Source organism: Bradyrhizobium sp. 149 (assembly GCF_023073915.1).
In the GTDB taxonomy this organism is placed as follows: domain Bacteria; phylum Pseudomonadota; class Alphaproteobacteria; order Rhizobiales; family Xanthobacteraceae; genus Bradyrhizobium.
The window spans coordinates 368081-391393 of the sequence record NZ_JADPKK010000023.1 but is presented as its reverse complement, the minus strand read 5'-3'; the positions used below and the strand labels follow the sequence as shown (position 1 = coordinate 391393).

General features: G+C 63.3%; 21 protein-coding genes. 7 read left to right on the top strand and 14 right to left on the bottom strand.

The annotated features are described in order from the left end of the window. Positions 1–55: 55 nt before the first annotated feature. On the top strand, positions 56–865 hold the full coding sequence (locus IVA88_RS29645; RefSeq protein ID WP_247500737.1) for a substrate-binding domain-containing protein: 810 nt from the start codon (positions 56–58) through the stop codon (positions 863–865). On the opposite strand, the gene IVA88_RS29640 is transcribed toward IVA88_RS29645, so the two are convergent. Both IVA88_RS29640 and hisC read right to left on the bottom strand, forming a co-directional pair. Continuing rightward, positions 839–1537 (bottom strand): ABC transporter permease, encoded by a 699-nt coding sequence (locus IVA88_RS29640; protein ID WP_247500736.1) that lies wholly within the window; start codon positions 1535–1537, stop codon positions 839–841. The genes IVA88_RS29645 and IVA88_RS29640 overlap by 27 nt on opposite strands. Positions 1538–1760: 223 nt before the next feature. Continuing rightward, positions 1761–2813 carry a histidinol-phosphate transaminase gene (gene hisC / locus IVA88_RS29635; protein WP_247500735.1) on the bottom strand — a complete coding sequence of 351 codons (1053 nt, stop codon included), beginning with the start codon at positions 2811–2813 and terminating at the stop codon, positions 1761–1763. 222 nt (positions 2814–3035) lie between these two features. Between hisC and IVA88_RS29630 the strand changes: the two genes are divergently transcribed. From IVA88_RS29630 to IVA88_RS29610, 5 genes are all read left to right on the top strand, one after another. Further along, positions 3036–4514 (top strand): FAD-binding oxidoreductase, encoded by a 1479-nt coding sequence (locus tag IVA88_RS29630; RefSeq protein ID WP_247500734.1) that lies wholly within the window; start codon positions 3036–3038, stop codon positions 4512–4514. A 258-nt stretch (positions 4515–4772) separates the two neighbouring features. Beyond that, positions 4773–5624 carry a 3-hydroxybutyryl-CoA dehydrogenase gene (locus tag IVA88_RS29625; protein WP_247500733.1) on the top strand — a complete coding sequence of 284 codons (852 nt, stop codon included), beginning with the start codon at positions 4773–4775 and terminating at the stop codon, positions 5622–5624. A 136-nt stretch (positions 5625–5760) separates the two neighbouring features. Beyond that, a complete protein-coding gene (locus tag IVA88_RS29620) occupies positions 5761–6225 on the top strand; it encodes a group III truncated hemoglobin (RefSeq protein WP_247500732.1) in 465 nt (154 codons plus the stop codon). A gap of 237 nt (positions 6226–6462) precedes the next feature. Further along, a complete protein-coding gene (locus tag IVA88_RS29615; protein WP_247500731.1) occupies positions 6463–7113 on the top strand; it encodes a Rieske 2Fe-2S domain-containing protein in 651 nt (216 codons plus the stop codon). A gap of 130 nt (positions 7114–7243) precedes the next feature. After that, positions 7244–8983, top strand: a complete 1740-nt coding sequence (locus tag IVA88_RS29610) for a methanol/ethanol family PQQ-dependent dehydrogenase (RefSeq protein WP_247500730.1) — start codon at positions 7244–7246, stop codon at positions 8981–8983. A 220-nt stretch (positions 8984–9203) separates the two neighbouring features. Here IVA88_RS29610 and IVA88_RS29605 read toward each other — a convergent pair whose 3' ends face one another. From IVA88_RS29605 to xoxF5, 7 genes are all read right to left on the bottom strand, one after another. Continuing rightward, positions 9204–9461, bottom strand: a complete 258-nt coding sequence (locus IVA88_RS29605) for a hypothetical protein (RefSeq protein ID WP_247500729.1) — start codon at positions 9459–9461, stop codon at positions 9204–9206. 57 nt (positions 9462–9518) lie between these two features. Next, a complete protein-coding gene (locus IVA88_RS29600; protein ID WP_247500728.1) occupies positions 9519–11831 on the bottom strand; it encodes a molybdopterin cofactor-binding domain-containing protein in 2313 nt (770 codons plus the stop codon). A 1-nt stretch (position 11832) separates the two neighbouring features. After that, positions 11833–12285 (bottom strand): (2Fe-2S)-binding protein, encoded by a 453-nt coding sequence (locus IVA88_RS29595; RefSeq protein ID WP_247500727.1) that lies wholly within the window; start codon positions 12283–12285, stop codon positions 11833–11835. Between the two features lie 648 nt (positions 12286–12933). Further along, positions 12934–13497 carry an S-(hydroxymethyl)glutathione synthase gene (gene gfa / locus IVA88_RS29590; protein WP_247500726.1) on the bottom strand — a complete coding sequence of 188 codons (564 nt, stop codon included), beginning with the start codon at positions 13495–13497 and terminating at the stop codon, positions 12934–12936. 33 nt (positions 13498–13530) lie between these two features. After that, the gene (locus IVA88_RS29585) at positions 13531–14640 is read right to left on the bottom strand and encodes an S-(hydroxymethyl)glutathione dehydrogenase/class III alcohol dehydrogenase (protein ID WP_247500725.1); all 1110 of its coding nucleotides are present in this window, start codon (positions 14638–14640) and stop codon (positions 13531–13533) included. Between the two features lie 60 nt (positions 14641–14700). Next, entirely contained in the window at positions 14701–15189 is a 489-nt protein-coding gene (locus IVA88_RS29580) for a c-type cytochrome, methanol metabolism-related (protein WP_247501224.1), read from the bottom strand. A gap of 110 nt (positions 15190–15299) precedes the next feature. Next, positions 15300–17105 carry a lanthanide-dependent methanol dehydrogenase XoxF5 gene (xoxF5, locus tag IVA88_RS29575; RefSeq protein WP_247501223.1) on the bottom strand — a complete coding sequence of 602 codons (1806 nt, stop codon included), beginning with the start codon at positions 17103–17105 and terminating at the stop codon, positions 15300–15302. A gap of 515 nt (positions 17106–17620) precedes the next feature. Between xoxF5 and IVA88_RS29570 the strand changes: the two genes are divergently transcribed. After that, positions 17621–18589 (top strand): helix-turn-helix domain-containing protein, encoded by a 969-nt coding sequence (locus IVA88_RS29570; RefSeq protein ID WP_247500724.1) that lies wholly within the window; start codon positions 17621–17623, stop codon positions 18587–18589. 40 nt (positions 18590–18629) lie between these two features. Here the strand turns inward: IVA88_RS29570 and IVA88_RS29565 are convergent, their stop codons facing one another. The 5 genes from IVA88_RS29565 to IVA88_RS29545 form a co-directional block, all read right to left on the bottom strand. After that, positions 18630–19055, bottom strand: a complete 426-nt coding sequence (locus IVA88_RS29565) for a hypothetical protein (protein WP_247500723.1) — start codon at positions 19053–19055, stop codon at positions 18630–18632. 127 nt (positions 19056–19182) lie between these two features. After that, entirely contained in the window at positions 19183–20172 is a 990-nt protein-coding gene (locus IVA88_RS29560) for a tripartite tricarboxylate transporter substrate binding protein (RefSeq protein WP_247500722.1), read from the bottom strand. Positions 20173–20282: 110 nt separating this feature from the next. Next, entirely contained in the window at positions 20283–21212 is a 930-nt protein-coding gene (locus IVA88_RS29555) for a transporter substrate-binding domain-containing protein (RefSeq protein ID WP_247500721.1), read from the bottom strand. Next, positions 21209–21565 carry a c-type cytochrome gene (locus tag IVA88_RS29550; RefSeq protein WP_247500720.1) on the bottom strand — a complete coding sequence of 119 codons (357 nt, stop codon included), beginning with the start codon at positions 21563–21565 and terminating at the stop codon, positions 21209–21211. Before IVA88_RS29550 ends, IVA88_RS29555 begins: the two co-directional genes overlap by 4 nt. A 10-nt stretch (positions 21566–21575) precedes the next feature. Continuing rightward, positions 21576–23240 carry a methanol/ethanol family PQQ-dependent dehydrogenase gene (locus tag IVA88_RS29545; protein WP_247500719.1) on the bottom strand — a complete coding sequence of 555 codons (1665 nt, stop codon included), beginning with the start codon at positions 23238–23240 and terminating at the stop codon, positions 21576–21578. Between the last annotated feature and the right edge of the window lie 73 nt (positions 23241–23313).

Sequence of the window (23313 nt, the reverse complement as noted above, 5' to 3'; positions counted from 1 at the left end):
CGGCTCCACCGGCCGCAGGGTTTGGAAAATCCGGCATCTGGTGTAAGGACGACGCATGAAAAGGATACTGACCTTCGCAGCGGTTTTGCTCTGGTCCACGATCGCATTCGCGCAGGATCGCACCATCACCGTGGCCTCGACGACATCGACGGAACAGTCGGGGCTGTTCGGCTATTTGCTGCCGCTGTTCTCGAAGGCCGAGGCCATCGACGTCAAGGTCGTGGCCGTCGGCACGGGGCAGGCGCTCGACATGGGGCGACGCGGCGATGCAGACGTCGTGTTCGTCCATGACAGGCCTGCCGAGGACAAGTTCATGTCCGAAGGGCAGGGCGTGAAGCGCTTTGACGTCATGTACAACGACTTCGTCATTGTCGGGCCGAAGAGCGATCCCGCGAAGATCGCCGGCGGCAAGGACGTGGCCGAGGCGCTACGCAAGATCGCAGCCGCGAAGGCGCCGTTCATCTCGCGCGGCGACAAGTCCGGCACGCACGCGGCCGAACTGCGGCTTTGGCAGGACGCGGGCGTCGACCTCGGTGCCGCCAAGGACGGCTGGTATCGCGAGATCGGCCAAGGCATGGGCCCGGCCCTGAACATGGCGTCGTCGTCGAATGCCTATCTGCTGTCGGACCGCGGCACTTGGTTGTCGTTCAAGAACCGCGGCGAGCTTGCCGTCCTGACCGAAGGCGACAAGCGGCTGTTCAACCAGTATGGGGTCATGCTGGTCAATCCGGCCAAGCATGCGAACGTCAAGGCGCAGGACGGGCAGGCCTTCATCGATTGGCTGATCTCTTCCAAGGGGCAGGAGGCCATCGCCGGCTACAAGGTCGGAGGCGAGCAGCTATTTTTCCCCAACGCGTCCCACTAGCAGGAAGGCGACAGTCGACACTGCGACGCTGAGGGCAAGCAGGATCAACCCGAGCCCGAGCGCCAGCGGCAGGTCGCCCTTGCTGGTCTCCAGCGCGACCGCGGTCGTCATCGTGCGCGTGAAGCCGCGGATGTTGCCGCCGACGATGAGGATGGCGCCAACCTCGGCGATCGCACGCCCGAAGGCTGCGAGAAAGGCCGTCAGCAGCGAGGTTCGGCCCAGCGCGAACAAAAGTGCGATGCTGCGCAACGTTGACAGCCCGTCGATCCGTGCCAGGTCGCCATATTCCGCCCACAGCAGGCTCGCCGGCCGGTGCACCAGTGCGACCACGATCGGTGTCGCGAGCAGCGCCTGCGCGATCACCATGGCCGCCGGCGTGAACAACAGGCCGGCCGCCCCGAGCGGGCCGGACCGCGACAGCAGAAGGTAAAGCGCGAGCCCGACCACGACCGGCGGAAGGCCAAGCAAGGCATTGGTCAGGACAATGATGACCTGCCGCCCGCGAAACCGGGTGATCGCAAGCAGGGCTCCGAACGGTGCACCAATCAGAAGCGCGACGATGCTGGCGGTGAGGCTGACGCGCACCGACAGTCCGACGATGCCCAGAAGCTCTGAATCGGCCTCGCCGATCAGCGTGAATGCGGCGCCGATGGATCGCGCGAAGTCGTTCATCCGTGCCTGAGCTTCGGCGCCGGCCACAATGTTTTGGGAGCGTCGATCTCGGCGCTGCGGAGGTGTTTCACGTATATTTCCCTGAGGGTATCGTCGTGCAAAGCAGCGGCGGAGCGGTTTGGTACCCCGAATTTGACCGGAAATCAAAGCCGCGGGCGGGCATGGCACGAGGCCCACCTTCGGCCGCATCCTTTGACATTGGCCGATGCCGAGACCGCCGGGCTCAGATCAAGCCGCGCAGCACTTCTACAAGCCGGGCACACTCGGCCTCCGTCCCGACCGTGATGCGCAGGAAGTCCTCGATCCGCGGCTTTCCGAAATGCCGGACCAGAACGCCACGCTGGCGAAGTGCTGCCGCGAGATCTGCTCCGCTCCGCTTTCGATGGCGCGCGAAGACGAAGTTTGCAAGCGACGGCAGCACCTCGAAGCCGAGTTGTCCAAGGTCGCGGGCCAGCGTTTCGCGGCTTGCGATGATACGGGCCCGGGTCTCTCGGAACCAGCCGTCGTCCTCGATCGCGGCGACGGCACCGGCGATGGCGAGGCAATCGACCGGATAGGAGTTGAAGCTGTCCTTCACCCGTTCCAGCGCTTCGATCAGCGGTCGTTGGCCGATGGCAAAACCAACCCGCAGGCCAGCGAGCGAGCGCGACTTCGAGAAGGTCTGGATGACCAGCAGATTGTCGTGGTGTGCGACCAGCGGCACGGCGCTCTCGGCACCGAAATCGACATAGGCCTCGTCCACCACGACCAGCCGGTCCGGCTGTTCGGTGAGCAGCGATGCGATTGCGTCCCGCTGAAGTGCGATGCCGGTAGGAGCGTTCGGATTGCAGAGAAGGACGGCGCTCGATGGTCGCCTGTAGCCGGAGATATCGATCCTCATTGCGGCATCGAGCGGCACCTCGTCGTGCGCTATTCCATAGAGGCCGCAATAGACGGGATAGAAGCTGTAGGTGACGTCGGGAAACAGAAGCGGCGTATTGTGCTTCAGAAGAGCCTGGAAGGTGTGGGCTAGAACCTCGTCGGAGCCGTTGCCGACGAAGACTTGCTCGGGCGCCACATCGCAATGGGCCGCGATCGCCTCGCGCAGGCGTGTGGCGCGCGGATCGGGATAGAGGCGCAGTCGCTCCGCAGCCGATGCGATCGCCGCCAGCACGCGCGGCGAGGGCGGGTAGGGATTCTCGTTGGTATTGAGCTTGACGATTCCGTCCTGCTTCGGCTGCTCGCCGGGGACGTAGGGCGAAAGCGTGTGGACGACCGGACTCCAGAAACGGCTCATGATCTCCAATCCGAATTTGATCGGGCCACACTAAGCTATGCGGGACCTCCGCGAAAGTGCGCTTGCATTCAGCAGTCCAGGTAAATCTGCGCAAGCCTTGTTGCCGGGGACATTCCCGCAAGCGCGACCCATGTGCTAGGGTCGTCGCGCCACCGCCGAGAATAGAAAAAAAATGAAGGCCGGTGCGCCCCATGGCGCAGAACAGCCGAAAGAGAGGAATACATGCCGGGTGCAGCCTTTCCCACCGCTCCCTCGATTCCGACCGGGCGCGTGACGTCGGCCGTTCTCGACCGCTTGCGGGCAATCGTTGGCGACAAAGGGCTGATCCTGGACGAGCAAGACAAGCAGCCCTTCGTGACCGACTGGCGCGGCACGCTGACGGGGCAGGCCGCCGCGGTCGTGCGTCCGGCCAGCACCGCGGAAGTCTCCGCTGTCGTCAAGCTCTGCCACGACAACGGCATTGCCATCGTTCCGCAAGGTGGCAACACCGGCCTGATGGGGGGTGCCACGCCGTGGCCGATACACTGCGGCATCGTGCTGTCGCTCGGTCGCATGAACCAGGTGCTGAATGTCGATCCCATCGGCTATGCCATGACCGTGGAGGCGGGCTGCATCCTGGAGACGCTTCAGGACACGGCCGCGCGCCACGACCGCCTCTTTCCGCTCAGCCTGGGTGCTCAGGGCTCGTGCATGGTCGGAGGCAATCTCTCCACCAATGCCGGCGGCGTGCAGGTGCTGCGTTACGGCAATGCGCGAAATCTGGTGTTGGGTCTCGAGGTCGTGCTGGCTAATGGCGATGTCTGGGACGGCCTGCGCGCACTCAAGAAGGACAACACCGGCTATGACCTCAAGCATCTGTTCATGGGCGCCGAAGGGACGCTCGGTATCATCACCAAGGCGGTGCTGAAACTCTGGCCGGCGCCGAAAGACGTGTGCACGGCATGGCTCGCAATTCGCGATCCCAAGGCAGCCATCGACCTGCTGTCGGCGGCGTATGCCGCTTCCGATGACAATGTCGGCTCCTGTGAGCTCGTCAGCCGCGCGTGCACCGACATGGTGCTGCGCCACATTCCTGGCACCCAGGATCCTCTCAAGGCCGAGACCGAATGGTATCTCCTTCTCGAATGGTCATCAGCCCGGCCACGGCAGGACGTCGGCGCGGGCATGTCGGACAGGATGGAGCAGTTCCTGGCCGACCAGCTCGAGGCGGGCCGGGTGCTGGATGCGGTGATCGCGCAAACCGAAGCGCAGTCGCGCAACATGTGGCGGATTCGCGAGAGCGTGGCCGAGGCATCGCGCGCCGAAGGTCCGGGCTTGAGCTACGACGTGTCGGTCGCGGTCTCCAGGATTCCCGAGTTTATCGACAGCGGTCTTGAGGCCGTGCTCGCAATCCTGCCGGCGATCCGCCCCTATCCGCTCGGCCACATCGGGGACGGCAATGTGCACTTCTCCTTCATGGGCCCGAAGGGCATGGACCTCGATACGCTCTCGCAATATTCCGCGGCGATCACGCGGGCCGTCAACGATCTCGTCACCTCCATGGGCGGCTCGATCTCGGCGGAACATGGCATCGGCATCGAGAAGCTCGACGAGCTGCAGCACTATCGCTCGCGGACCGAGCTCGACATCATGCGCACGATCAAGCGGGCGCTCGATCCCAAGAACATCATGAACCCGGGCAAGGTGCTTCGTCTCGGTTGAGGCGCTCCAGCCTCGAGCCCAGTCCTCCAGACCCTCGGCGCTCCCGGGAGCAGGATGCTGCAGATAGCTCAGCCAAGCAGGCCGGGGGGCCAAATCATGCCGTTTCGCGACCGAAAGGCGGCTTTATTCCAGCGTTGGATGCTTTAAGGAAGGGACAGGATCAGGTCGCACCCGCCCGGGAGCGGTGCTAGACCCTGATGCAGGAACAATGGGGCGAAGCCGGTATGGCACGTCCGTAAGGATGAAGGATTTGAGGCAATGATCCAGACCGTTGGCATCATCGGGGCAGGGACCATGGGGAACGGCATCGCGCAGATTTGTGCCGCGGCCGGGCTTCCGGTCGTGATGGTCGACATTTCCGATGCGGCGGTGAACCGTGGCATTTCGACCGTCGGCGGCAGCCTCGAGCGCCTGGTCAAGAAGGAGAAGATGTCGGCCAGCGACCGTGACGCCACGCTCAAGCGCATCACCGGCACCACCGACCGCGCGAAGCTCGTGGATTGCGATCTCGTCATCGAGGCCGCGACGGAGAACGAGGAACTCAAGGTCAAGATCCTGAAGGATCTCTGCGCGACGCTGTCGCCGCGCACACTGCTCGCGACCAACACCTCCTCGATCTCGATCACGAAGCTCGCTGCGGCGACCGACCGCCCCGACCGCTTCATCGGCATGCACTTCTTCAATCCGGTGCCGGTGATGGCGCTGCTGGAACTCATCCGCGGTCTGCAGACCTCCGACGACACCCACGCCAAGGCGTTGGATTTCGCCAAGCGCGTCGGCAAGGTGGCGATCACGGCCAAGAACAGCCCCGGCTTCGCCGTCAACCGCATCCTGTGCCCGATGATCAACGAGGCGATCTTCGCGCTCCAGGAGGGGATTGCGTCGGCGGAAGAGATCGATGCAGGCATGAAGCTCGGCTGCAACCATCCGATCGGGCCGCTGGCGCTCGCCGACCTCGTCGGGCTCGACACCATGTTGTCGGTGATGGAGGTCTTTTACAAAGGCTTCAACGACCCTAAATACCGTCCGGCCCCCTTGCTCAAGGAAATGGTCGACGCCGGCCATCTCGGCCGCAAAACGGGACAGGGCTTCTATACCTACAGCGCCTGACAATGGCGCAGGCGGCGGGCGTTTAGTGCTCGCCGCCGGACCCCGCAATTTGCGCTGCGACAAAGACGCCGCGCGCAATTGGCCCGACAATGTCGAACGGGCGGCCTGCGGGATAACGGAACGGATAACAGAGGACATGTCGGATCGACTGAAGGCCGAGCGCGAGGCTGCGACCGCGCGGCGGAACTTGCTAACCCAGGATGCAATCGAGCGCACGGGGATCACCGAAGACATGATCGGGGAACTCGTCACCCGCTTCTACGGCCGCGTGCGCGAGGATGCACTGCTGGGCCCGGTGTTCGCGAGGGTGCAGAACTGGGACGAACATCTCGCCAAGCTCATGGATTTCTGGTCGTCGGTCGTGCTGATGAGCGGCCGCTATCAGGGCTCGCCGATGCGGGCGCATATGCCGCTGAGCCTGGTGGGCGATCATTTCGACCGCTGGCTCGATTTGTTCGAACAGACCGCGCGCGAGGTCTGTCCGCCGGCGGCGGCCGCGCTGTTCATCGACAAGGCGCGCCGCATCGCCGACAGCTTTGAGATGGCGTCGGCCACCCTGGCGGGTCGGATCGCCGCGCCACGTCACGTGCTCAGGCCTTGACGCAGCCAGCTTGTTTCGGTTTTGCGTGCTACGGGATAAGGCGGCGCAGCAATTCCGTCATCATCGGTCTGGTCTGCAAAATCATCATGCGAAGCACGCAATGTGATGTTGATATTGCGAAAACGCGGCTGATTGCTTTCATTCTCGCTCAATCAAAGCGAGCAAAGCCATATTGATGCATTGCGGCGCCAATTCTTTGCCTTTTTTTCGGCAGAGTTCCGGCGCCAGCTAGCGCACATGTCGAGCGCACCGTTCACCATCAGTCCATCATCGTCCGAAAATGTTGTGGAACCTGAAGGCGACGCGCATGCCGAGCAGACGCGGCGAGCGCTTCTGCTCGGTGCGCTCGCCACCGCTTGCCTCGGCTGTGCCGCGCAAGTGCATGCGGGCGAGGAACCGCCCGGCTCGGATGAGCGGCCGCAGAAGGGCGATGTACTGGTCTTCTCGGAAGGCGATCAGGAGGGGAAACTCATTGCCGCAGCCGATGTACCGTCCGGCGGACCGCCGGTGCATGCCTGGCCGAAAGACCCGAAGACATCGGTCGTGCGCAGCGCCTCGCGCCTCAACGAGATCCTGATCATCCGGCTCGACCCCGCCGAGCTCGACGAGCAGACGAAAGCGCGCGCCGTCGACGGCATCATCGCCTATTCGGCGATCTGCTCGCATGCCGGCTGTCCCGTCACTGCCTGGATGAAGAGCGATGTCGGCGACAAGGAGGTGTTCAAGTGCATGTGCCACAATTCCGAATACGATCCTCGCGCGGGCGCACAGGTCGTGTTCGGGCCGGCGCCGCGACGGCTCGCTGCGCTGCCGCTGGCGCTCGCTGACGGTTCGCTCAGCGTCGCCGGCAACTTCATCGGAAAGGTAGGTGGCGCGCAGCCGGGATGATGGACGTGCGGGTCGCGCCCGCGTCACAAGAGGCCGCGTCCGCCGATGGGCGGACGACGGGACGAACGACAACGAATTCAAAACAACAATTCAAAACAAGAATTCAAACGGATGAAAAAGGGGAACGTCCATGACCAGGAAGCAGTGGTACCTGTCCGGCTTCGTCGCCTTCACGTGTCTTGCCTCGACTCTTGCCTCGACCGCCGCCGTATCAGGCCCCGTCGAGAACTACGCACCCGTCACCGCGCAGCGGCTGGAAAACCCGGAGCCCGCCAATTGGATGCTCTACCGGCGGACCTATGACGGGCAGGGCTACAGCCCGCTCGACCAGATCAACACCTCAAATGTGAAAAACCTCACCCCGGTCTGGACCTTCGCGACCGGCGTCGTCGAAGGCCACGAGGCGCCGCCGATCGTCAACAACGGTGTGATGTTCGTGGCGACCCCGATGGGGCAGGTGATCGCGCTAAACGCCAAGACCGGCGACGAATATTGGCGCTACAAGCGGCAGCTCCCCGACGATCTGTTCCAGCTGCATCCGACCAGCCGCGGCGTCGGCCTCTGGGAGGACAAGCTCTATCTCGCCACCACCGATGACCATGTCGTCGCGCTCGACGCCAAGACCGGCAAGGTGGTGTGGGACACCAAGGTGCAGGACTACAAGAAGGGCCAGTACATGACCCTGATGCCGCTGATCGTCGACGGCAAAGTCATCGTCGGCGGCTCCGGTGGCGAGTTCGGCGTGCGCGGCTATGTCGCCGCCTATGATGCCAAGGACGGCAAGGAGCTGTGGCGGACCTATACCATTCCCGGCGAGGGTGAGCCCGGCCACGACACCTGGCAGGGCGACGACTGGAAGAATGGCGGCGGCTCGGCCTGGATGACCGGCAATTACGACAAGGACACCAAGACGATCTATTGGGGAGTCGGCAACGCCGCGCCCTGGCCGGGCGAGATGCATCCTGGCGACAATCTCTATACCTCGTCGGTGCTCGCGCTCGATCCGAACACCGGCAAGATCAAGACCTATCACCAGTATCACCAGAACGATTCCTGGGATTGGGACGAGGTCGAAGCGCCGATGTTGATCGACCTGCAACGCGACGGCCGCAACATCAAGAGTCTGGTCCATCCGGGACGCGATGCGATCTTCTGGATACTTGAGCGCACGCCGACCAAGATCAACTACGTCGCCGGCTGGCCGTTCGTCTCCACCGACGTCTGGAAGGGCATCGATGCGGAGAGCGGCAGGCCGATCGTCGATCCCGCGCACAAGCCGATGGTCGGCAAGCGCGTGGAGTTCTGTCCGTCGCTGTGGGGCGGCAAGGACTGGCCGTCGGCGGCCTACAGTCAGAAGACCGGCCTCGTCTACGTGCCCGCCAACGAGAATTTCTGCGGTGGTTTCACCGGCGAGAAGGTTCCGCTCAAGCCCGGCGAGCTCTGGCTCGGCACCAAGCCGGAGGACATCGGGCTGAAGACGAAGCCGGGCGCGGATCATTTCGGCGAGCTCCAGGCCTGGGATCCCGTCACGGGCAAGAAGATGTGGCAACACAACTTCCCGAAGTCGCAGCTGTTCGGATCGGTGACGGCGACCGCAGGCGATCTGGTCTTCGTGGGGGGCACCAACGACCGCAACTTCCGCGCCTTCAACGCCAAGAGTGGTGAGCTGTTGTGGGAGCAGAAGACCAACTCCGGCATCATGGGCATGCCGGTGTCCTATGAGATCGACGGCACGCAATACATCGCGATCCAGTCGGGATGGGGCGTGGATGCGCAGCGCATCCAGGATGCACTCGTGACCAACAATATCGGCATCGAAGCCAACGTGCCGCAGGGCGGCGTCGTCTGGGTGTTCGCGCTGAAGAAGTAGGCTCCGCTGGCGGATCGAAAGAAGCGGAGTATCAGGGGGCAAATGCGGCGGACGGCAGCGTCCGCCGCATTTTGCGTGCGCGATGGGATTGCTGTCCGTGCCACGAAATCGTCATGCCCGGCTTGTCCTGGGCATCCATGGTCTTCGTGTCAGAGCAAAGCTCGCGGATGGCCGGGACAAGCCCGGCCATGACGATGCGGTCGCACGCAACGCCAGAAGTCTACTTCCCCTCGCGCTCGACCTTGTCCTTTTCCTTCTGGTTCATCTCACGAACCTTGGGATCGGGATTGTGCTGCCCGGTGGTCTGGGTGGTCGATGGGGGCGTGGCATTGGCGTTGGGCACGGAGTTCTGGTCCGGCGTGCTCGGGCGCGTCGCGGTGGTCGGCGGCATCGTGGTGCTCTGGGCGAAGGCGCCAGTGGCCGTCAAAAGAAAGGCGCTCGACAGCGAAACTGCGAGCGCCTTTGAGATATGGGTCATCGATCTGCTCCTGTCAGATCGATGCAAACGGCGCGAGGCCGCCTTGTGTTCCCGCCTTTACGCTTCCAATTGCTTGCCGAGCGGAAGGTTGCGGATGCGTTTTCCGGTCGCGGCGAAGATGGCGTTCATCAGCGCCGGCGCGAACGGCGGGACACCGGGCTCGCCGACGCCGCTCGGCGGCGTGTCGGGTCCGGGCGGCACGATGTAGACGTTGGTCACCGCAGGAGATTCGTCCATCCTGAGGACCTGGAAGTCGTCAAAGTTCTTCTGCTGCACCTTGCCATCCTTGAAGGTGATCTCGCCGTATTTGGCGAGACTCAAGCCCATGATCGCCGCGCCCTCGATTTGCGAGGCGATGCGCTCGGGGTTGACATAGGTACCGCAGTCGATGGCGGTGTCCACCCGCGGCACCGTCAGCTTGCCCTTGTCGTCGACGGCCACCTCAACGATGGTCGCGATATAGCTGACGAAGCTGCGGTGCACGGCGATGCCAAGGCCGTGGCCCTTCGGCACCTGACGGCCCCATCCGCCCTTCTCGGCGACCAGCTCGACCACCTTGCGCAGGCGCGCGGTATCGATCGGATAGCTGTCCAAGGGCTCGCCGTAGTTCCACATGTCCTTCACGGCCGGCTTGACGATGCGTGGGCTGCCGATCAGCGCGAGCAGCGTCTCCTTCTGGTCACGGCCGGTCGCATGCGCGATTTCGCCCACCATCGACTGCACCGCGAAGGCGCGCGGGATGTTCGAGACCGAGCGGAACCAGCCGATGCGGGTGAACGCCGCGGCTTCCGGGTTTTCGCAGGAGATGTTGGCGATCTCGAACGGCATGTCGACGAGGCCCATGCCGAGTTCGAAGGGCGCCTCGTTCTTGGCACCCGCCGCGAACGTCGAGGCGATGGTCGGAGCGACGCTGCGATGACGCCAGGCGATCACCTTGCCGCTCTTGTCGAGCCCCGCCTCGATCCGCTCGACCGAGACGGTGTGCAGGAAGTCGTGCCGGACGTCGTCCTCGCGCGTCCACTGCACCTTGACGGGCGCGCCGAGCTCCTTCGACAGCAGCGCGGCCTCGAGCGCGAAGTCGCATTTCGACTTGCGGCCGAAACCGCCGCCGAGCAGCGTGACGTTGACCGTGACATTGCCCTCGGGAACGCCGAGCGTTTTTGCGACGTCCTCGCGGGTGCCGCCGGGGCTCTGCACCGGCGCCCAGATCTCCGCCTTGTCACCCTTGACGTCGGCGACCGCCACCGGCGGCTCCATGCTGACATGGGCGAGGTGCGGCAGATAATATTCGCCGACGACCACCTTGTCGGCGCCTTTCAGAGCAGTATCGGCGTCGCCTTCCTGGCGCACGACGAGACCCGGCTTGCGCGAGGCCTCCTCGAGCTCCTTGCGGTAGGCGACGGAGTCGTATTTGCCATTGGCCCCGTCGTCCCAGGTCAGCTTCAGTGCGTCGCGGCCCTTGATCGCCGCGCCGGTGTTGCGCGCGATCACGGCAACGCCGCCGAGCGGCTGGAATTTCGACGGCCACGGCCAGCCGCGCACCTGCATCACCTTCTCGACCCCGGGCACCTTCAGCGCTGCGTCCGGATCGAACGAGACCAGCTTGCCGCCGGTCACCGGCGGGCGCGCGATGACGGCATACTTCATGCCAGGCAGCCGCACGTCGGCGCCGTAACGCGCCTTGCCGGTGGTGATGTCGTGGAGATCGACGATGCCGATTTGGCCCTTGCCGAGATAGCGGAAGTCTTTGGGGTCCTTCAGCTTGAGGCCTTCGATGCTCGGTACCGATTCCCTGGCGGCATCGGCTGCGAGCTCGCCGAAGCCAAGCTTGCGGCTCGTCGCGCTGTGAACGACCTCGTGGTTGACGGCCTTCACCTCGGTCGCCGGCACACCCCAGCGTTTCGCGGCGGCTTGCTCCAGCATGGTGCGGGCGGAAGCACCGATCTGGCGCATCGGGATCAAATAATGCCGCGTGCTGCGCGAGCCGTCGGTGTCCTGGTTGCCGAACTTGACCTCGTCGCCATGGGCCTGTTCCACCTTGACCCTCGACCAGTCGGCTTCCATCTCCTCGGCCACGATCAGCGGCAGGCTGGTGCGCACGCCGGTGCCCATCTCGGCGCGGTGGGCGAGGATGGTGACGGTGCCGTCGGGCGCGACGGCGACGAACACGCGCGGATCGACTACGACGCCATGCGGCATCTTGCCGGCGCCGGTCTCATAGGCGAACGCCTGGCGTGACATCACGGGGGCGGCGAGCACGAAGCCGCCGGTGATGCCGAGTCCCTTCAGGATACTGCGGCGCGAGATCTTTTCGACACGGATGCTCTTTTCGAAGCCACGAAGCTTCTCGGGGTTGTCGATGAAATTCATGTCACACTCCCGTTGATGCGAGATGGACCGCATTCTCGATGCGCTGGTAGCAGCCGCAGCGGCAGATGTTGCCCGACATCCCCTCGCGGATCTGGTCGTGCGACGGCTTTGGGTTGTCCATCAGCAGCGCAGCCGCCTGCATGATCTGGCCTGCCTGGCAGAATCCGCATTGGGGAACGTTGAGCTGACGCCAGGCCTTCTGCACCGGGTGATCGCCGTTCGGATGCAGTCCCTCGATCGTTGTGACTTCGCGGCCGGCGACGTCGTTGATCGACGTGATGCAGGAGCGCACGGCTTCCTTGTCGACGATGACGGTGCAGGCGCCGCACAGGGCCTGGCCGCAGCCGAACTTGGTGCCGGTCAGCCCGGCCTCGTCGCGCAGGAACCAGAGTAGCGGGAGATCCGGGTCGCCGTCCCAGCTCTGTTCCTGGCCATTGATCTTCACCTTGATCATGATCGTCCCTCGCTCTTCATAAGCTTGCCAATTTCATAAGCTTGCTGATTTCAAAAGCATCCCGACGTCGGTCGGTGCAATGCCCGCTGCGTCGTGTCGTATTCCGGCCGTCGTCCCCCGCGCGGGCAGATCCCGGCAGGAAGCAGGAATGCGAATGTCATGTCCGGATGTGCTCGATACCTCCCGTATTGTTCTTGATTATTGAATCGCGCGGCATCGTCACGACGCAATCGTAGCAGAGATCGCTTCGCTCCGGCGTTCACAGCCAAGTGTTCTTTGGTCAGCTGTTTTCGACGGGAAAAGATTGCAACCAAGGTTTGTCAAAAGCAGGGCGCGGCATCACGCCGTGCGCTTCTCGAAATGGGCACAATGAAAAAAGCTTCGTCCGCCAGAACAACTGTGCGGACGAAGCAAGGATGCCTCAGTCGAGGGAGGGAGAAACGCAAGCGCCACGGACTTCAAGCAGGAAGCCGGCGGCCCTGCGCAGTCATTCAGAGACCAGGACTGAGGGAGCTGACGGCCCTCAGATAAGCAGAGTGGAGAAGCGGCGGCGTCGCCGCGATGGTCCCGGGGCCGGACCCGTCCGGCTCGTTGGCGGTGGTGGAACCAGCGAGCGGACGGGGCGCGGCAAACGTCAGGCAGCCTTGCTCAGGCGGCTTTGGCCTTCGCTACATGGGTCGCGATCGCGTCCATCAGCGCCGGCGACAGGCAGTCATAGGGCTCAAGTCCAAGCTCCTTGAACCGAGCCCGTATTCCGCCCATCTGCTCCGGCTTCACGCCCGATTCGATCACCGAAGAGACGAAGGCGGCGAATTGCGGCGCTGCCGAGCCCTGTTCCTGGAACAGTTCGGGGTGGATGAAGTCGAGGCCGTAGAACGGATGGTCCTTGTTTTCGATCCGCCCGTACATGTGCGTGCCGCAAGCCTTGCAGGCGTGGCGCTGGATCACCGCGGAGGGATCGACGACCTGGAGCTTGTCGCCGTTCTCGAGCACGGTAACGTTCTGGCGCGGTACCACGGCGACGACGGAGAAATTCGCGCCCTGGGGCTTCCAGCACTTGGTGCAGCCACAGGCGTGGTTATGCGCGACGTCGCCCTTGACGGCGACCTTGACCTGATGGTCCTTGCATTTGCACGCGAGCGTGCCGCCGGCGAAGCTGCCGCTGCCCTGTTTAATGCCGTTGTCGATCGAGGGATGGAGTGCAACAGTCATGGGTCGATCCTCCTTGGGGTGACGCTTTTCGAGCTAGAACACGACGACTGAACGGATCGATTTGCCCTCATGCATCAGGTCGAAGCCTTTGTTGATATCTTCGAGCTTGAGCGTGTGGGTAATCATCGGGTCGATCTGGATCTTTCCGTTCATGTACCAGTCGACGATCTTCGGCACGTCGGTGCGGCCCCGCGCGCCGCCGAAGGCGGTGCCGCGCCAGTTGCGTCCGGTGACGAGCTGGAACGGACGGGTGGCGATCTCCTTGCCGGATTCGGCAACGCCGATGATGATCGAGGTGCCCCAGCCGCGATGGCAGGCTTCCAGCGCCTGGCGCATCACTGTGGTGTTGCCGGTGCAGTCGAAGGTGTAGTCGGCGCCGCCGTCCGTCAGGGTCACGAGATGCGGGACGATGTCGCCGGTGATCTTCTTGGGATTGACGAAATCGGTCATGCCGAACCGGCGTCCCCATTCCTCCTTGGAGTCGTTGATGTCGACGCCGATGATCTTGTCCGCGCCAGCCATCTTGGCGCCCTGGATCACGTTGAGGCCGATGCCGCCGAGGCCGAACACGACCACGTTGGAGCCCGGATCGACCTTGGCGGTGTTGACGACGGCGCCGACGCCGGTGGTGACGCCGCAGCCGATGTAGCAGCTCTTGTCGAACGGTGCGTCCTCGCGGATCTTGGCGACCGCGATCTCTGGCAGCACGGTGAAGTTCGAGAAGGTCGAGCAGCCCATGTAGTGGTAGATCGGCTTGCCCTTGTAGGAGAAGCGGCTGGTGCCGTCGGGCATCACGCCCTTGCCCTGCGTCGCGCGGATCGCGGTGCAGAGGTTGGTCTTCTGGCTGAGGCAGCTTTTGCATTGCCGGCATTCCGGCGTGTAGAGCGGGATGACGTGGTCGCCCGGCTTCACCGAGGTCACGCCGGGACCGATCTCGCGGATGATGCCCGCGCCCTCATGGCCCAGGATTGACGGGAAGATTCCTTCGCTGTCGAAGCCCTCGAGCGTGTAGGCGTCGGTATGGCAGATGCCGGTCGCCTTGATCTCGACCAGGACTTCGCCGACCTTCGGTCCTTCCAGGTCGACCTCGACGATCTCGAGCGGCTTCTTGGCTTCGAAAGCGACGGCGGCACGTGTCTTCATCGGTAACTCCTCAAATTCTCGCAAGGCGCCAAGAACCAGGTCTGGTCAAGCTCCGCACGTTCACTTCTTGCCCATGCACGAATCTTCGTTCTTGGTATAGGTGTCCAACTTGTCTTCGTGCTTGCCCGGTCGGGTGCGGCCCCAGGCCTCATTCGAGCGGGCACGCAGATAGACATAGAGATCGTCCATGTAGCAGGCGACGTTCGGGTTATCGCCGAAGGCCGGCATCACGTTGTCTGCGGCAGTCGAGATATTCTTGCGGCCCGAAGCGACGACGCCGAGAAAGTCGGCATAGCTCATCGTCTTCAGCGAATCCTTCAGCGCCGGCGCGTAGGTCGAGCCCATTCCATCCGGGCCATGGCAGACATGGCAGTCCGAGTGATAACGGCGATATCCGGAGTAGGTGTACCAGTCGACGGACCCCTCAGTGACCTTGTAAGTCGGGTTGCCTTCCTTATCGAGCCATTCGCCGGTTTCGTTCTGCGTGACGGCGGTCGGATCGCCCGAGCCGTCCGCGACGGCAATTCCCCCGGACGCGACCAAGAACATCGCAGCAATGGCAGAGCAGAGTTTACGCAAGAGATTTTCCTCGGACGGCATTCGGTGAGACGAGCCGGCGCGTGGAGCTGATCCACGCGCCGGAGCGATGCTGCAGAGGCTTAGTTGGGCAGCGAGAACACGGTCAGCGTACCGCCGAGCGCCGTGTAGTTGCTGAGTGCCGCGTAGCCACCGACTGCGCCGAGACCGGCGGTCGGATCGGTCAGACCCGCCGCCAGACCGATGCCGGCCCAGCCGCCCACGCCCGAGAGCACGGCGACATACTGCTTGCCGCCATTCTCATAGGTATTGACGTTGCCGATGATGCCGGAAGGAGTCTTGAACTTGTAGAGTTCCTTGCCGGTCTTGGCGTCGACCGCCTTCAGGTAGCCTTCGAGCGTGCCGTAAAACACCACGCCGCCGGCGGTTGCGAGCGCACCCGACCAGACCGAGAACTGCTCCTTGTTCGACCAGACGATCTTGCCGGTCTTGCCGTCCCAGGCAATGAAGTTGCCCATATGGGTTTCACCCTGCGGCGGATACATCGAGAGCGTCGCACCCACATAGGGCTGACCCGCGGTGTAGCTCACCTTGAACGGTTCGTAGTCCATGCAGACGTGGTTGGTCGGAACGTAGAACAGCTGCGTGTCCGGCGAGTAGGCTGCCGGCTGCTCGTCCTTGGTGCCGAGCGCGGCCGGGCAGATGCCCTTCACGTTGTGGTCCTCGCCCGCCTTGTCGGTCGAAGCTGCGTCGAGCACCTTCGGACGGCCATAGGTCGGCGAGTTCTTGTCCATGTCGACGCCGGAGGTCCAGTTCACCTTCGGATCGTACTTTTCCGCGACCAGCAGTTCGCCGGTGCCGCGATCGAGCGTATAGCCGAGGCCGTTACGATCGAAATGCGTCAGCAGCTTGCGCGCCTGGCCGTTGATCTGCTGGTCCGAGAGGATCATCTCGTTGACGCCGTCATAGTCCCATTCGTCATGGGGCGTCATCTGATAGACCCACTTGGCGACGCCGGTGTCCGGATTGCGCGCCCAGATTGTCATCGACCATTTGTTGTCGCCGGGACGCTGCTTCGGATTCCACGTCGATGGGTTGCCCGAGCCGTAATAGATCAGGTTCATCTCGGGATCGTAGGAGATCCAGCCCCAGGTGGCGCCGCCGCCGATCTTCCACTGATCGCCTTGCCAGGTCTTGAGGCTGGAGTCCTTGCCGACCGGCTTGCCCAGCGCGGTGGTCTTCTCGGCATCGACCAGGATCTGGTCATCCGGCCCTTCCGAATAGCCGCGCCAGACCTGCTTGCCGGTCTTGATGTCGTAAGCGGTCATATGGGCTTGAACGCCGAACTCGCCGCCGGAGATGCCGACGAGAACCTTGTCCTTGACCACGAGCGGCGCCGAGGTGCCGGTCTCGCCCTTGCCGGGATCGCCGTTCTTGGCGGTCCATGCAACCTGACCGCTCTTAGCATCGAGCGCGACCAGGGTGGTGTCAGCCTGATGCAGGAAGATCTTGCCGTCGCCGTAAGACAGGCCGCGGTTGACTGTATCGCAGCACATGACCGGGATGACGTTCGGATCTTGCTTCGGTTCGTACTTCCAGACGATCTTGTTCTCTTGCGAAAGGTCAATGGCGTAGACCTTGTTTGGGAACGGCGTGTGGACGTACATCATGTTGCCGATGACGAGCGGGCCGCCTTCATGGCCGCGCAGCACGCCGGTCGAGAAGGTCCAGGCGACCTGGAGCTTGCCCACGTTTTGTGCGTTGATCTGGTTCAGCTTGGAATAGCGGGTATTGGCGTAGTCGCCTGCCGGCATTACCCAATCTTTCGGGTTCTGCGACATCTTGTTCAGCTCATCATTGGCTGAGGCGCTGCCGACAGCGAGAGCTGCCGCGGAGCCAAGAAAGGTCGCCAGTAGCACCTTGCGCATAGTCATTCCTCCGTTGATTTCGTTTTATTGTTTCCGAAGCATTGCTCAATCGCCGGGCTTCTCGTCCGGCGTCTGCTCGTGCAGGGCGGTCACGTTTGGGACCAGAAACGATGCTGTGGTGTTTTCTCCTCCTGATGAGAGCTACGGGTCCGCGTGCAGGAGCGGCCCGTTCTTGTTGTTCCTGATGTAATCCGTAACGCCTTCATCATCGGGAAACTTGCCCGAGAGAGAAGCTGCTTTGCTTGACAGCGCACGGGTACGAAGATTTTGATTTTGCAGTAGCGAATTCAGCAGCTTCCGTAGCGCTTTGAGACCGTCTTCGACGCTCAGGTTCCCCTTGACGGCGCTGCAACTAAGGCGGAGGATTAACTTTCAAGGGTGGCAGTGGAACGATGGCGCTCGTTCCAAAAGATCGCTCAAAATCGAGGTAAACGTCACGCAATCACGGCTCAGGGCTCCGGCAGCGCGGCTCGCGATTCGCGTCAAATTTCCGGATCAAACCAGTGGCTGGATTAATGTCCGACACAATTCACACGCTCTCGACGACGGGAATGACGCCGAAGCGACAGATTCAGAGCTGGATCGACGGGCTGACGAGCCTGTGTGGGCATTTCGATGTCGATCCGCTGGAAGCCTCTTCGCTCGAAGGCCGCATCGACTACACCAGCGTCTCGCGCTTGAAGCTCTGCCAGATCGAGGTGAGCCAGCATCGCATCGCGCACACGCTGGCGCGTGCCAAGGCCAATGAACACCCGTATATCAAGATCCACTTCCAGACTTACGGTGTGTCCTATTTCGAGCAGGAAGGCCGCCACATCGAGCTGAACCCGGGCGACATCATCGCCTATGACGTCTCGTGCCCGCATTCGATCATCAGCCCCGCTTTCACGCGCCACGACGTGGTGATCGTGCCGAAGGCGCTGCTGCGCGACCGGGGATTCCCGTCGCAGCGAATGCCCGCCTGCAAATTGACGTCACGCACGGGGACGGGGCGGATAGCCCATGATTTCGTCCATGCGACCTTCGACGAAGCGGCCAAGCTGTCGGCGAACAGTGCGGTCGGCGTCGCCGATTCGCTGATCGACCTCTTGCTGCTGCCGCTGCGCGAGGCGGACACGATGCTCGACCGCGTCGGGCCCGAAGCGACGTATGTGCGCGCGCAGTTCTTCATCCGCGAGCATTTGCGCGATCCGGATCTGTGCATCGACCAGATCTCGGCCGAGCTCGGCTGCTCCAAGCGTTATCTGCACATGCTGTTCTCGGAGCGCGGCACCACGGTGAGCGACTACATCTGGCAGGCCCGTCTTCAGAACTGCCGTCAGGAGCTCGAGGCTCATGCCGGCAAGACCATCACCGACGTCGCGTTCTCCTGGGGCTTCTCCAGCTCATCGCATTTCAGCCGGGTGTTCCGGAAATACTTCGGCGTGGTGCCGTCCTCGATCCACAAGGCGCAACAGGGCGCGGTTGCCGCGGGCGAGCATTAGGGACGCGGCGCATCAAGCGCCATCGCAGTTTCGCTGTTCGTCACCCTGAGGTCGCAACGTAGGGAATACCCGCGAGCAGAGCGGCGAGCAGCACCGCATTGCCCAGCATTCCACTCCAATGCAGTCGGCGTAGCCGGCGCGGGGCTTCGGCATCGCCGGCCTCCCTGGCGCTGAGCTGGTCGTCCATCCGTTGCATGAACCCGCGGCGTCCGCAGATCGCCAGGGCTGCAACCAGGCCGACGCCCATCGCGGCGACCAGACGACCGTCGAGCAGGAAAGCGACCGTTCCAATGAGCCCTGCAACGCGCATCACCAGAAAATGGGCATTGAACATCCCGCGCAAAAGCTGGGCGACGGGCTGGATATCCAGCTTCACGAGCAGGAAGGCGGGAGAAGCCAGCGTGAAATAGCCCATTGGAAAGAGCAGGATGATCATGACGGCTACGGCGACGCCATCCGGTGTCATTGGATCCGCCTTTCTCGTCGGTGCCGGTGAGCCTTCCACGGGCGGCGCACAATCATAGCGGGAAGGCGCGTTTTCGACACTAGGCTTTGGTCGGATGCCGCCGCCGCGAGGGCGTCTGGCCTTGAGGTTAGGCCGGCTCGAGGCCGAGAGACCGCGCGCTCTCGAGCCAGATCGGCAGCTCGCGCTGATACAAGGCGTTGGTCTCCTTGAAGCCGAGCGCCGGTTCGAGCACGAACGTGTTGAGCACCTCCTTCACCTTGGGATCGCTGTTGGCGGCCACGCAGAGCTCCGCCAGCCGGTCGACGATCGGCTGCGGCGTTGCCTTCGGCACGGCCCAGCCCGTGAAGCCGCTGACGGTGAAGAATTTTGACGTCGCGCCCTGTTCGGGCAGGGTCTTGATATCAGGGATCGCGCCGACCTTCTTGGAATGCACCGCGAACACGGTGCCACGATCGCTCTGCAAAACCGATTGCGCTGCCGTGTAGCTTCCCATCGCGGCATCGAGCGTACCTTCCAGCATGCCCGTCCACATCGGGGCTTCGCCGCGATAGTGGATCGGCTCGATAGCAAGGCCGTATTGCTTGTTGAGCTCGTGGATCGTCATATGCGGGGCTGAGCCCGCGCTATAGGTGCCGAAGTTGACCTTACCGCTCTTGCGCGCGAAGGCGACGAAATCCTCCAACGTCTTGATGCCGGTTTTAGGGTTCGCCACCAGCAGCAGCCCGGCGCCCGGAATGACGCTGGCGAGCGTCAGATCCTTGTCCATGTCGTAGCCCGGGGTCTTCATCACCACCCGATTCATGACGTAGGTGGTCGAGATCGAGCACAGCACGGTGTGGCCGTCGGGCTCCGCGCGGGCGACTTCCGCCGTACCGATCGCGCCCGAGGCGCCGGGCTTGTTCTCGACGACGACGGTCTTTCCGAGCTGCTTGGAAATGAATTCGCCATAGGCGCGTGCGAGCAAATCGGTCTGTCCGCCGGCGGGATAGCTGCAGATCATGCGGATCTGCCGCGATGGCCACGTAGCTTGCGCCGAGGCGCTGCGCGAAAGGAAAGGCATCGCGAGTGCGGTGGTGCCGGCGGCAATGAAGTGGCGGCGATCGAGCTTTGCGGACATGATTCTCTCCCGGTTTTCGCCGAAGGTACTGCATCGGGTCGCCTCTGCCATGGGCGTCAGGCGAGACAGATTGGCGCATTCCAGGGCTGCGCTTCGTGCGCCAGGTGTCATTAGCGCTGAATGATCTTCATCCAGACGTCGCCGAGGATCGCAGGCTCCCGCGGCGGCAGATAGGTCAGCCCCGCCTGCCGGCCGAATTCGGCGATCTTGCCCTCGGCAGCAAGCTCGGTTAGTGCCTTGTTGACGGCGTCGATCAGCGCGGGATCGCTGGCGAGCCCGACATAACCGCGATTAGCCCCGATCGGATAATAATAGCCGGACGCGGTGATGGCCGCATCAGGGTGTGCGGCGCGATGGGCGTCGAAGCGGCCGAGGTCGATCAGCGTCGCGTCATAGTTGCCACGAGCAAGTGCGCCAAGGAGATCATCGCGGCCGGGGACGAGATGGGTGATGTCGTCGATCAGGCGCCCCTTGTCGAAGGTCATGAGGATCGCATCGCCGAGCGAGCCGCTCTCGATGACGAGGCGCAGGCCGGCGAGGTCGCCGATATCGCCGATCTTGCGACCCTGCGCCTTCGGCCCGAGCACGACTGTCATCGGCGAGTAGACATAAGGCTGGCTCGGCGCGAGCACGCCGAGCGCGACGCGGCGGCGTCGGTCGTCGCGCGTGGCGCCGGCAAAATCCGGCAAGCGCGCCGTTTTCGTGCCGGGCTTGACGAGGGAGTCCATCGTCAGCGCGTAGCCACCGACGAGCGAGCAGCGCCCGTCGGACAGCAGCGCATTGGCCTCGAGCTGCGGGCTCGAATCCTCATCCAGCTTGCTCTCGAACCACTGGATCGTCAGCGGACGTCCGAGCCGGTCGGCGATCGCCCGCGCCAGCAGCACGTCGAAACCCGAGTCGGGCTTGCCCTTGTGATGCACCGAGAGCGGTGGCCGGTCCTCGTCGAGACAAATCTTCAGCGGATCGTCGGCCGCGCGCGCGGCTGTCGTCGCCGCCGCGAGGATCGCGGCAGTTCCCCACGCGGCGAGCCAGCGCCTCATGGCTTCCTCCGGCTCGAGATGAAGGCCCAGAGATCCCCGATCTCGTCGTCGCTGAGAATGTCGGCCCAGGGCGGCATCTTGTTGTTCTTGCCGTTCTTCACGGTGGTGACGAAGCGCGTCTTGTCGTCGGGGAAGGCGCGCAGGTCCGGCGTGATGGTGCCGGGGTTCATCATGTTGGGGCCGTGGCAGTGCGAGCATTTCTCGGCATAGGTCGACTTGCCGTGATCGATCTGCGCCTGCACGGGCTTGCCGGTTGCATCATCCGCGGCACGAACGGTCGCCGCAAGCGCGACCGTCAGCACCGCGACGGCGGCGAGGATCGCCACCGTCTTGTGAGATACTTCTTTCAGCATCGTGCCGTGGTTATTGCTTGACCGCAAAAACCCAGAGCGAGCCGCCGGGCGGCACCTTGGCAAGCCGCTCGTCGCCGGAGAACAGCGAGTAGACGCCGCCATAGCCGCTCGTCACGGCGACATACTGCACGCCGTCCTGCTGCCATGTCACCGGTTGTCCTTCGATGCCCGAGCCGGTCTGGAACTGCCAGAGCTTCTTGCCGGTGTCGGCATCGAAAGCCTCGAACTCGCCGGTCAGCGCGCCCGAGAACACGACGCCGCCCGCGGTCGACAGCACGCCGGAGAAGCGCGGGATGTCGCTTGGCGCTTCCCACTTCGCCTTGCCGGTCATGGGATCGATCGCCTTCAGATGACCGCGCGGACCGTCGCCCCATTCCCAGAGATCGGTGAGATCCATGCCGAGATACCATTCACCCTGCTTGAAGGTGACGGGTTCGGTCTTGTACCTGCCACCGAAGGCGAGCGTGTTGGCGTAGGCAAGACCTGTCTGCGGATTGAACGACATCGGCTCCCAGTTCTTGCCGCCGAGGATCGACGGATAGACTGTCACCTTCTTGCCGTCGCGCGCGTCTTTCGAGACGTCGGTCTCGATCGGACGTCCGGTCTTCATGTCGATTCCGGTCGCCCAGTTGACTTTCACGTAAGGATTGGCCGCGAGCAGCTTTCCGTTGGTGCGGTCGAGCACGTAGAAGAAGCCGTTGCGGTTGGCGTCCATCAATACCTTGGTCGGCTTGCCCTCGACGTTCATGTCGGCGAGGACCATCTCGGCCACGCTGTCATAGTCGAACGGATTGTTGGGCGAGAACTGGTAGTGCCACTTGATCTTGCCGGTCTTGGGATCCATCGCCAGCACGGAGCAGGTGTAGAGGTTATCGCCCGGGCGCACCGCCGAATTGAACGGTCCGGGATTGCCGATGCCCCAATAGACGGTGTTCAGCTCGGGATCGTAGGAGCCCGTAATCCAGGTCGAGCCGCCGCCGAGCTTCCAGGTATCGCCCTTCCAAGTGTCGCCGCCGGGCTCGTCAGGGGAGGGGATCGAATGGGTGCGCCACAGGTGCTTGCCCGTTGCCGGATCCCAGCCGTCGATGAAGCCGCGGGTGCCGAACTCGGCGCCGGAGATGCCGGTGATCACGATGCCGTCGGCGACCAGCGGCGCCACCGTCATCGAATAGCCTTCCTTGATGTCCGCCGCCTTCTGCCGCCACAGCTCCTTGCCGTCCTTGGCGTCGAGCGCGATCACGTTGGCGTCGAGCGTCGTGCGGAACACCTTGCCCTCATAGAGCGCGGCGCCGCGATTGATGATGCCGCAGCAGACGATGCGCGGCGTTTCGGCGGGATACTCGACCTTGGATTTCCAGATCTGCTTGCCGGTCTTGGCGTCGACCGCCATGGTCGCGTTGTGCGAGGTCACGTAGATCACGCCCTGGTACACCAGCGGCTGCGATTCCTCGCTGCGATCGTCGTTGAAAGAGTAGTTCCAGACCGGGACAAGGTTCTTGACGCTATCCTTGTTGATCTGGTTCAGCGTCGAGAAACGCTGGAGATTGTAGCCCATCCCGTAGTTGAGAACGTTCGATGTATCGGTCGCGCCCTTGACCAGCTGCTCGCTGGTTTGTGCATTTGCACAAGTCGATGCAAGCATGACGAGGCTCGCGGCCATCGCAAAGCGTTTCATCCGTTCCTCCCAATATGCGCGCCTATTGACGCTGCGACAGCAACACTCCGCCGGAATGCAAAACGCGTCAATA

Coding starts and splice junctions, on each gene's coding strand:
- IVA88_RS29645 (WP_247500737.1), top strand. CDS start 56: ATGAAAAGGATACTGACCTTCGCAGCGGTTTTGCTCTGGTCCACGATC.
- IVA88_RS29640 (WP_247500736.1), bottom strand. CDS start 1,537: ATGAACGACTTCGCGCGATCCATCGGCGCCGCATTCACGCTGATCGGC.
- hisC (WP_247500735.1), bottom strand. CDS start 2,813: ATGAGCCGTTTCTGGAGTCCGGTCGTCCACACGCTTTCGCCCTACGTC.
- IVA88_RS29630 (WP_247500734.1), top strand. CDS start 3,036: ATGCCGGGTGCAGCCTTTCCCACCGCTCCCTCGATTCCGACCGGGCGC.
- IVA88_RS29625 (WP_247500733.1), top strand. CDS start 4,773: ATGATCCAGACCGTTGGCATCATCGGGGCAGGGACCATGGGGAACGGC.
- IVA88_RS29620 (WP_247500732.1), top strand. CDS start 5,761: ATGTCGGATCGACTGAAGGCCGAGCGCGAGGCTGCGACCGCGCGGCGG.
- IVA88_RS29615 (WP_247500731.1), top strand. CDS start 6,463: ATGTCGAGCGCACCGTTCACCATCAGTCCATCATCGTCCGAAAATGTT.
- IVA88_RS29610 (WP_247500730.1), top strand. CDS start 7,244: ATGACCAGGAAGCAGTGGTACCTGTCCGGCTTCGTCGCCTTCACGTGT.
- IVA88_RS29605 (WP_247500729.1), bottom strand. CDS start 9,461: ATGACCCATATCTCAAAGGCGCTCGCAGTTTCGCTGTCGAGCGCCTTT.
- IVA88_RS29600 (WP_247500728.1), bottom strand. CDS start 11,831: ATGAATTTCATCGACAACCCCGAGAAGCTTCGTGGCTTCGAAAAGAGC.
- IVA88_RS29595 (WP_247500727.1), bottom strand. CDS start 12,285: ATGATCAAGGTGAAGATCAATGGCCAGGAACAGAGCTGGGACGGCGAC.
- gfa (WP_247500726.1), bottom strand. CDS start 13,497: ATGACTGTTGCACTCCATCCCTCGATCGACAACGGCATTAAACAGGGC.
- IVA88_RS29585 (WP_247500725.1), bottom strand. CDS start 14,640: ATGAAGACACGTGCCGCCGTCGCTTTCGAAGCCAAGAAGCCGCTCGAG.
- IVA88_RS29580 (WP_247501224.1), bottom strand. CDS start 15,189: ATGTTCTTGGTCGCGTCCGGGGGAATTGCCGTCGCGGACGGCTCGGGC.
- xoxF5 (WP_247501223.1), bottom strand. CDS start 17,105: ATGCGCAAGGTGCTACTGGCGACCTTTCTTGGCTCCGCGGCAGCTCTC.
- IVA88_RS29570 (WP_247500724.1), top strand. CDS start 17,621: ATGTCCGACACAATTCACACGCTCTCGACGACGGGAATGACGCCGAAG.
- IVA88_RS29565 (WP_247500723.1), bottom strand. CDS start 19,055: ATGACACCGGATGGCGTCGCCGTAGCCGTCATGATCATCCTGCTCTTT.
- IVA88_RS29560 (WP_247500722.1), bottom strand. CDS start 20,172: ATGTCCGCAAAGCTCGATCGCCGCCACTTCATTGCCGCCGGCACCACC.
- IVA88_RS29555 (WP_247500721.1), bottom strand. CDS start 21,212: ATGAGGCGCTGGCTCGCCGCGTGGGGAACTGCCGCGATCCTCGCGGCG.
- IVA88_RS29550 (WP_247500720.1), bottom strand. CDS start 21,565: ATGCTGAAAGAAGTATCTCACAAGACGGTGGCGATCCTCGCCGCCGTC.
- IVA88_RS29545 (WP_247500719.1), bottom strand. CDS start 23,240: ATGAAACGCTTTGCGATGGCCGCGAGCCTCGTCATGCTTGCATCGACT.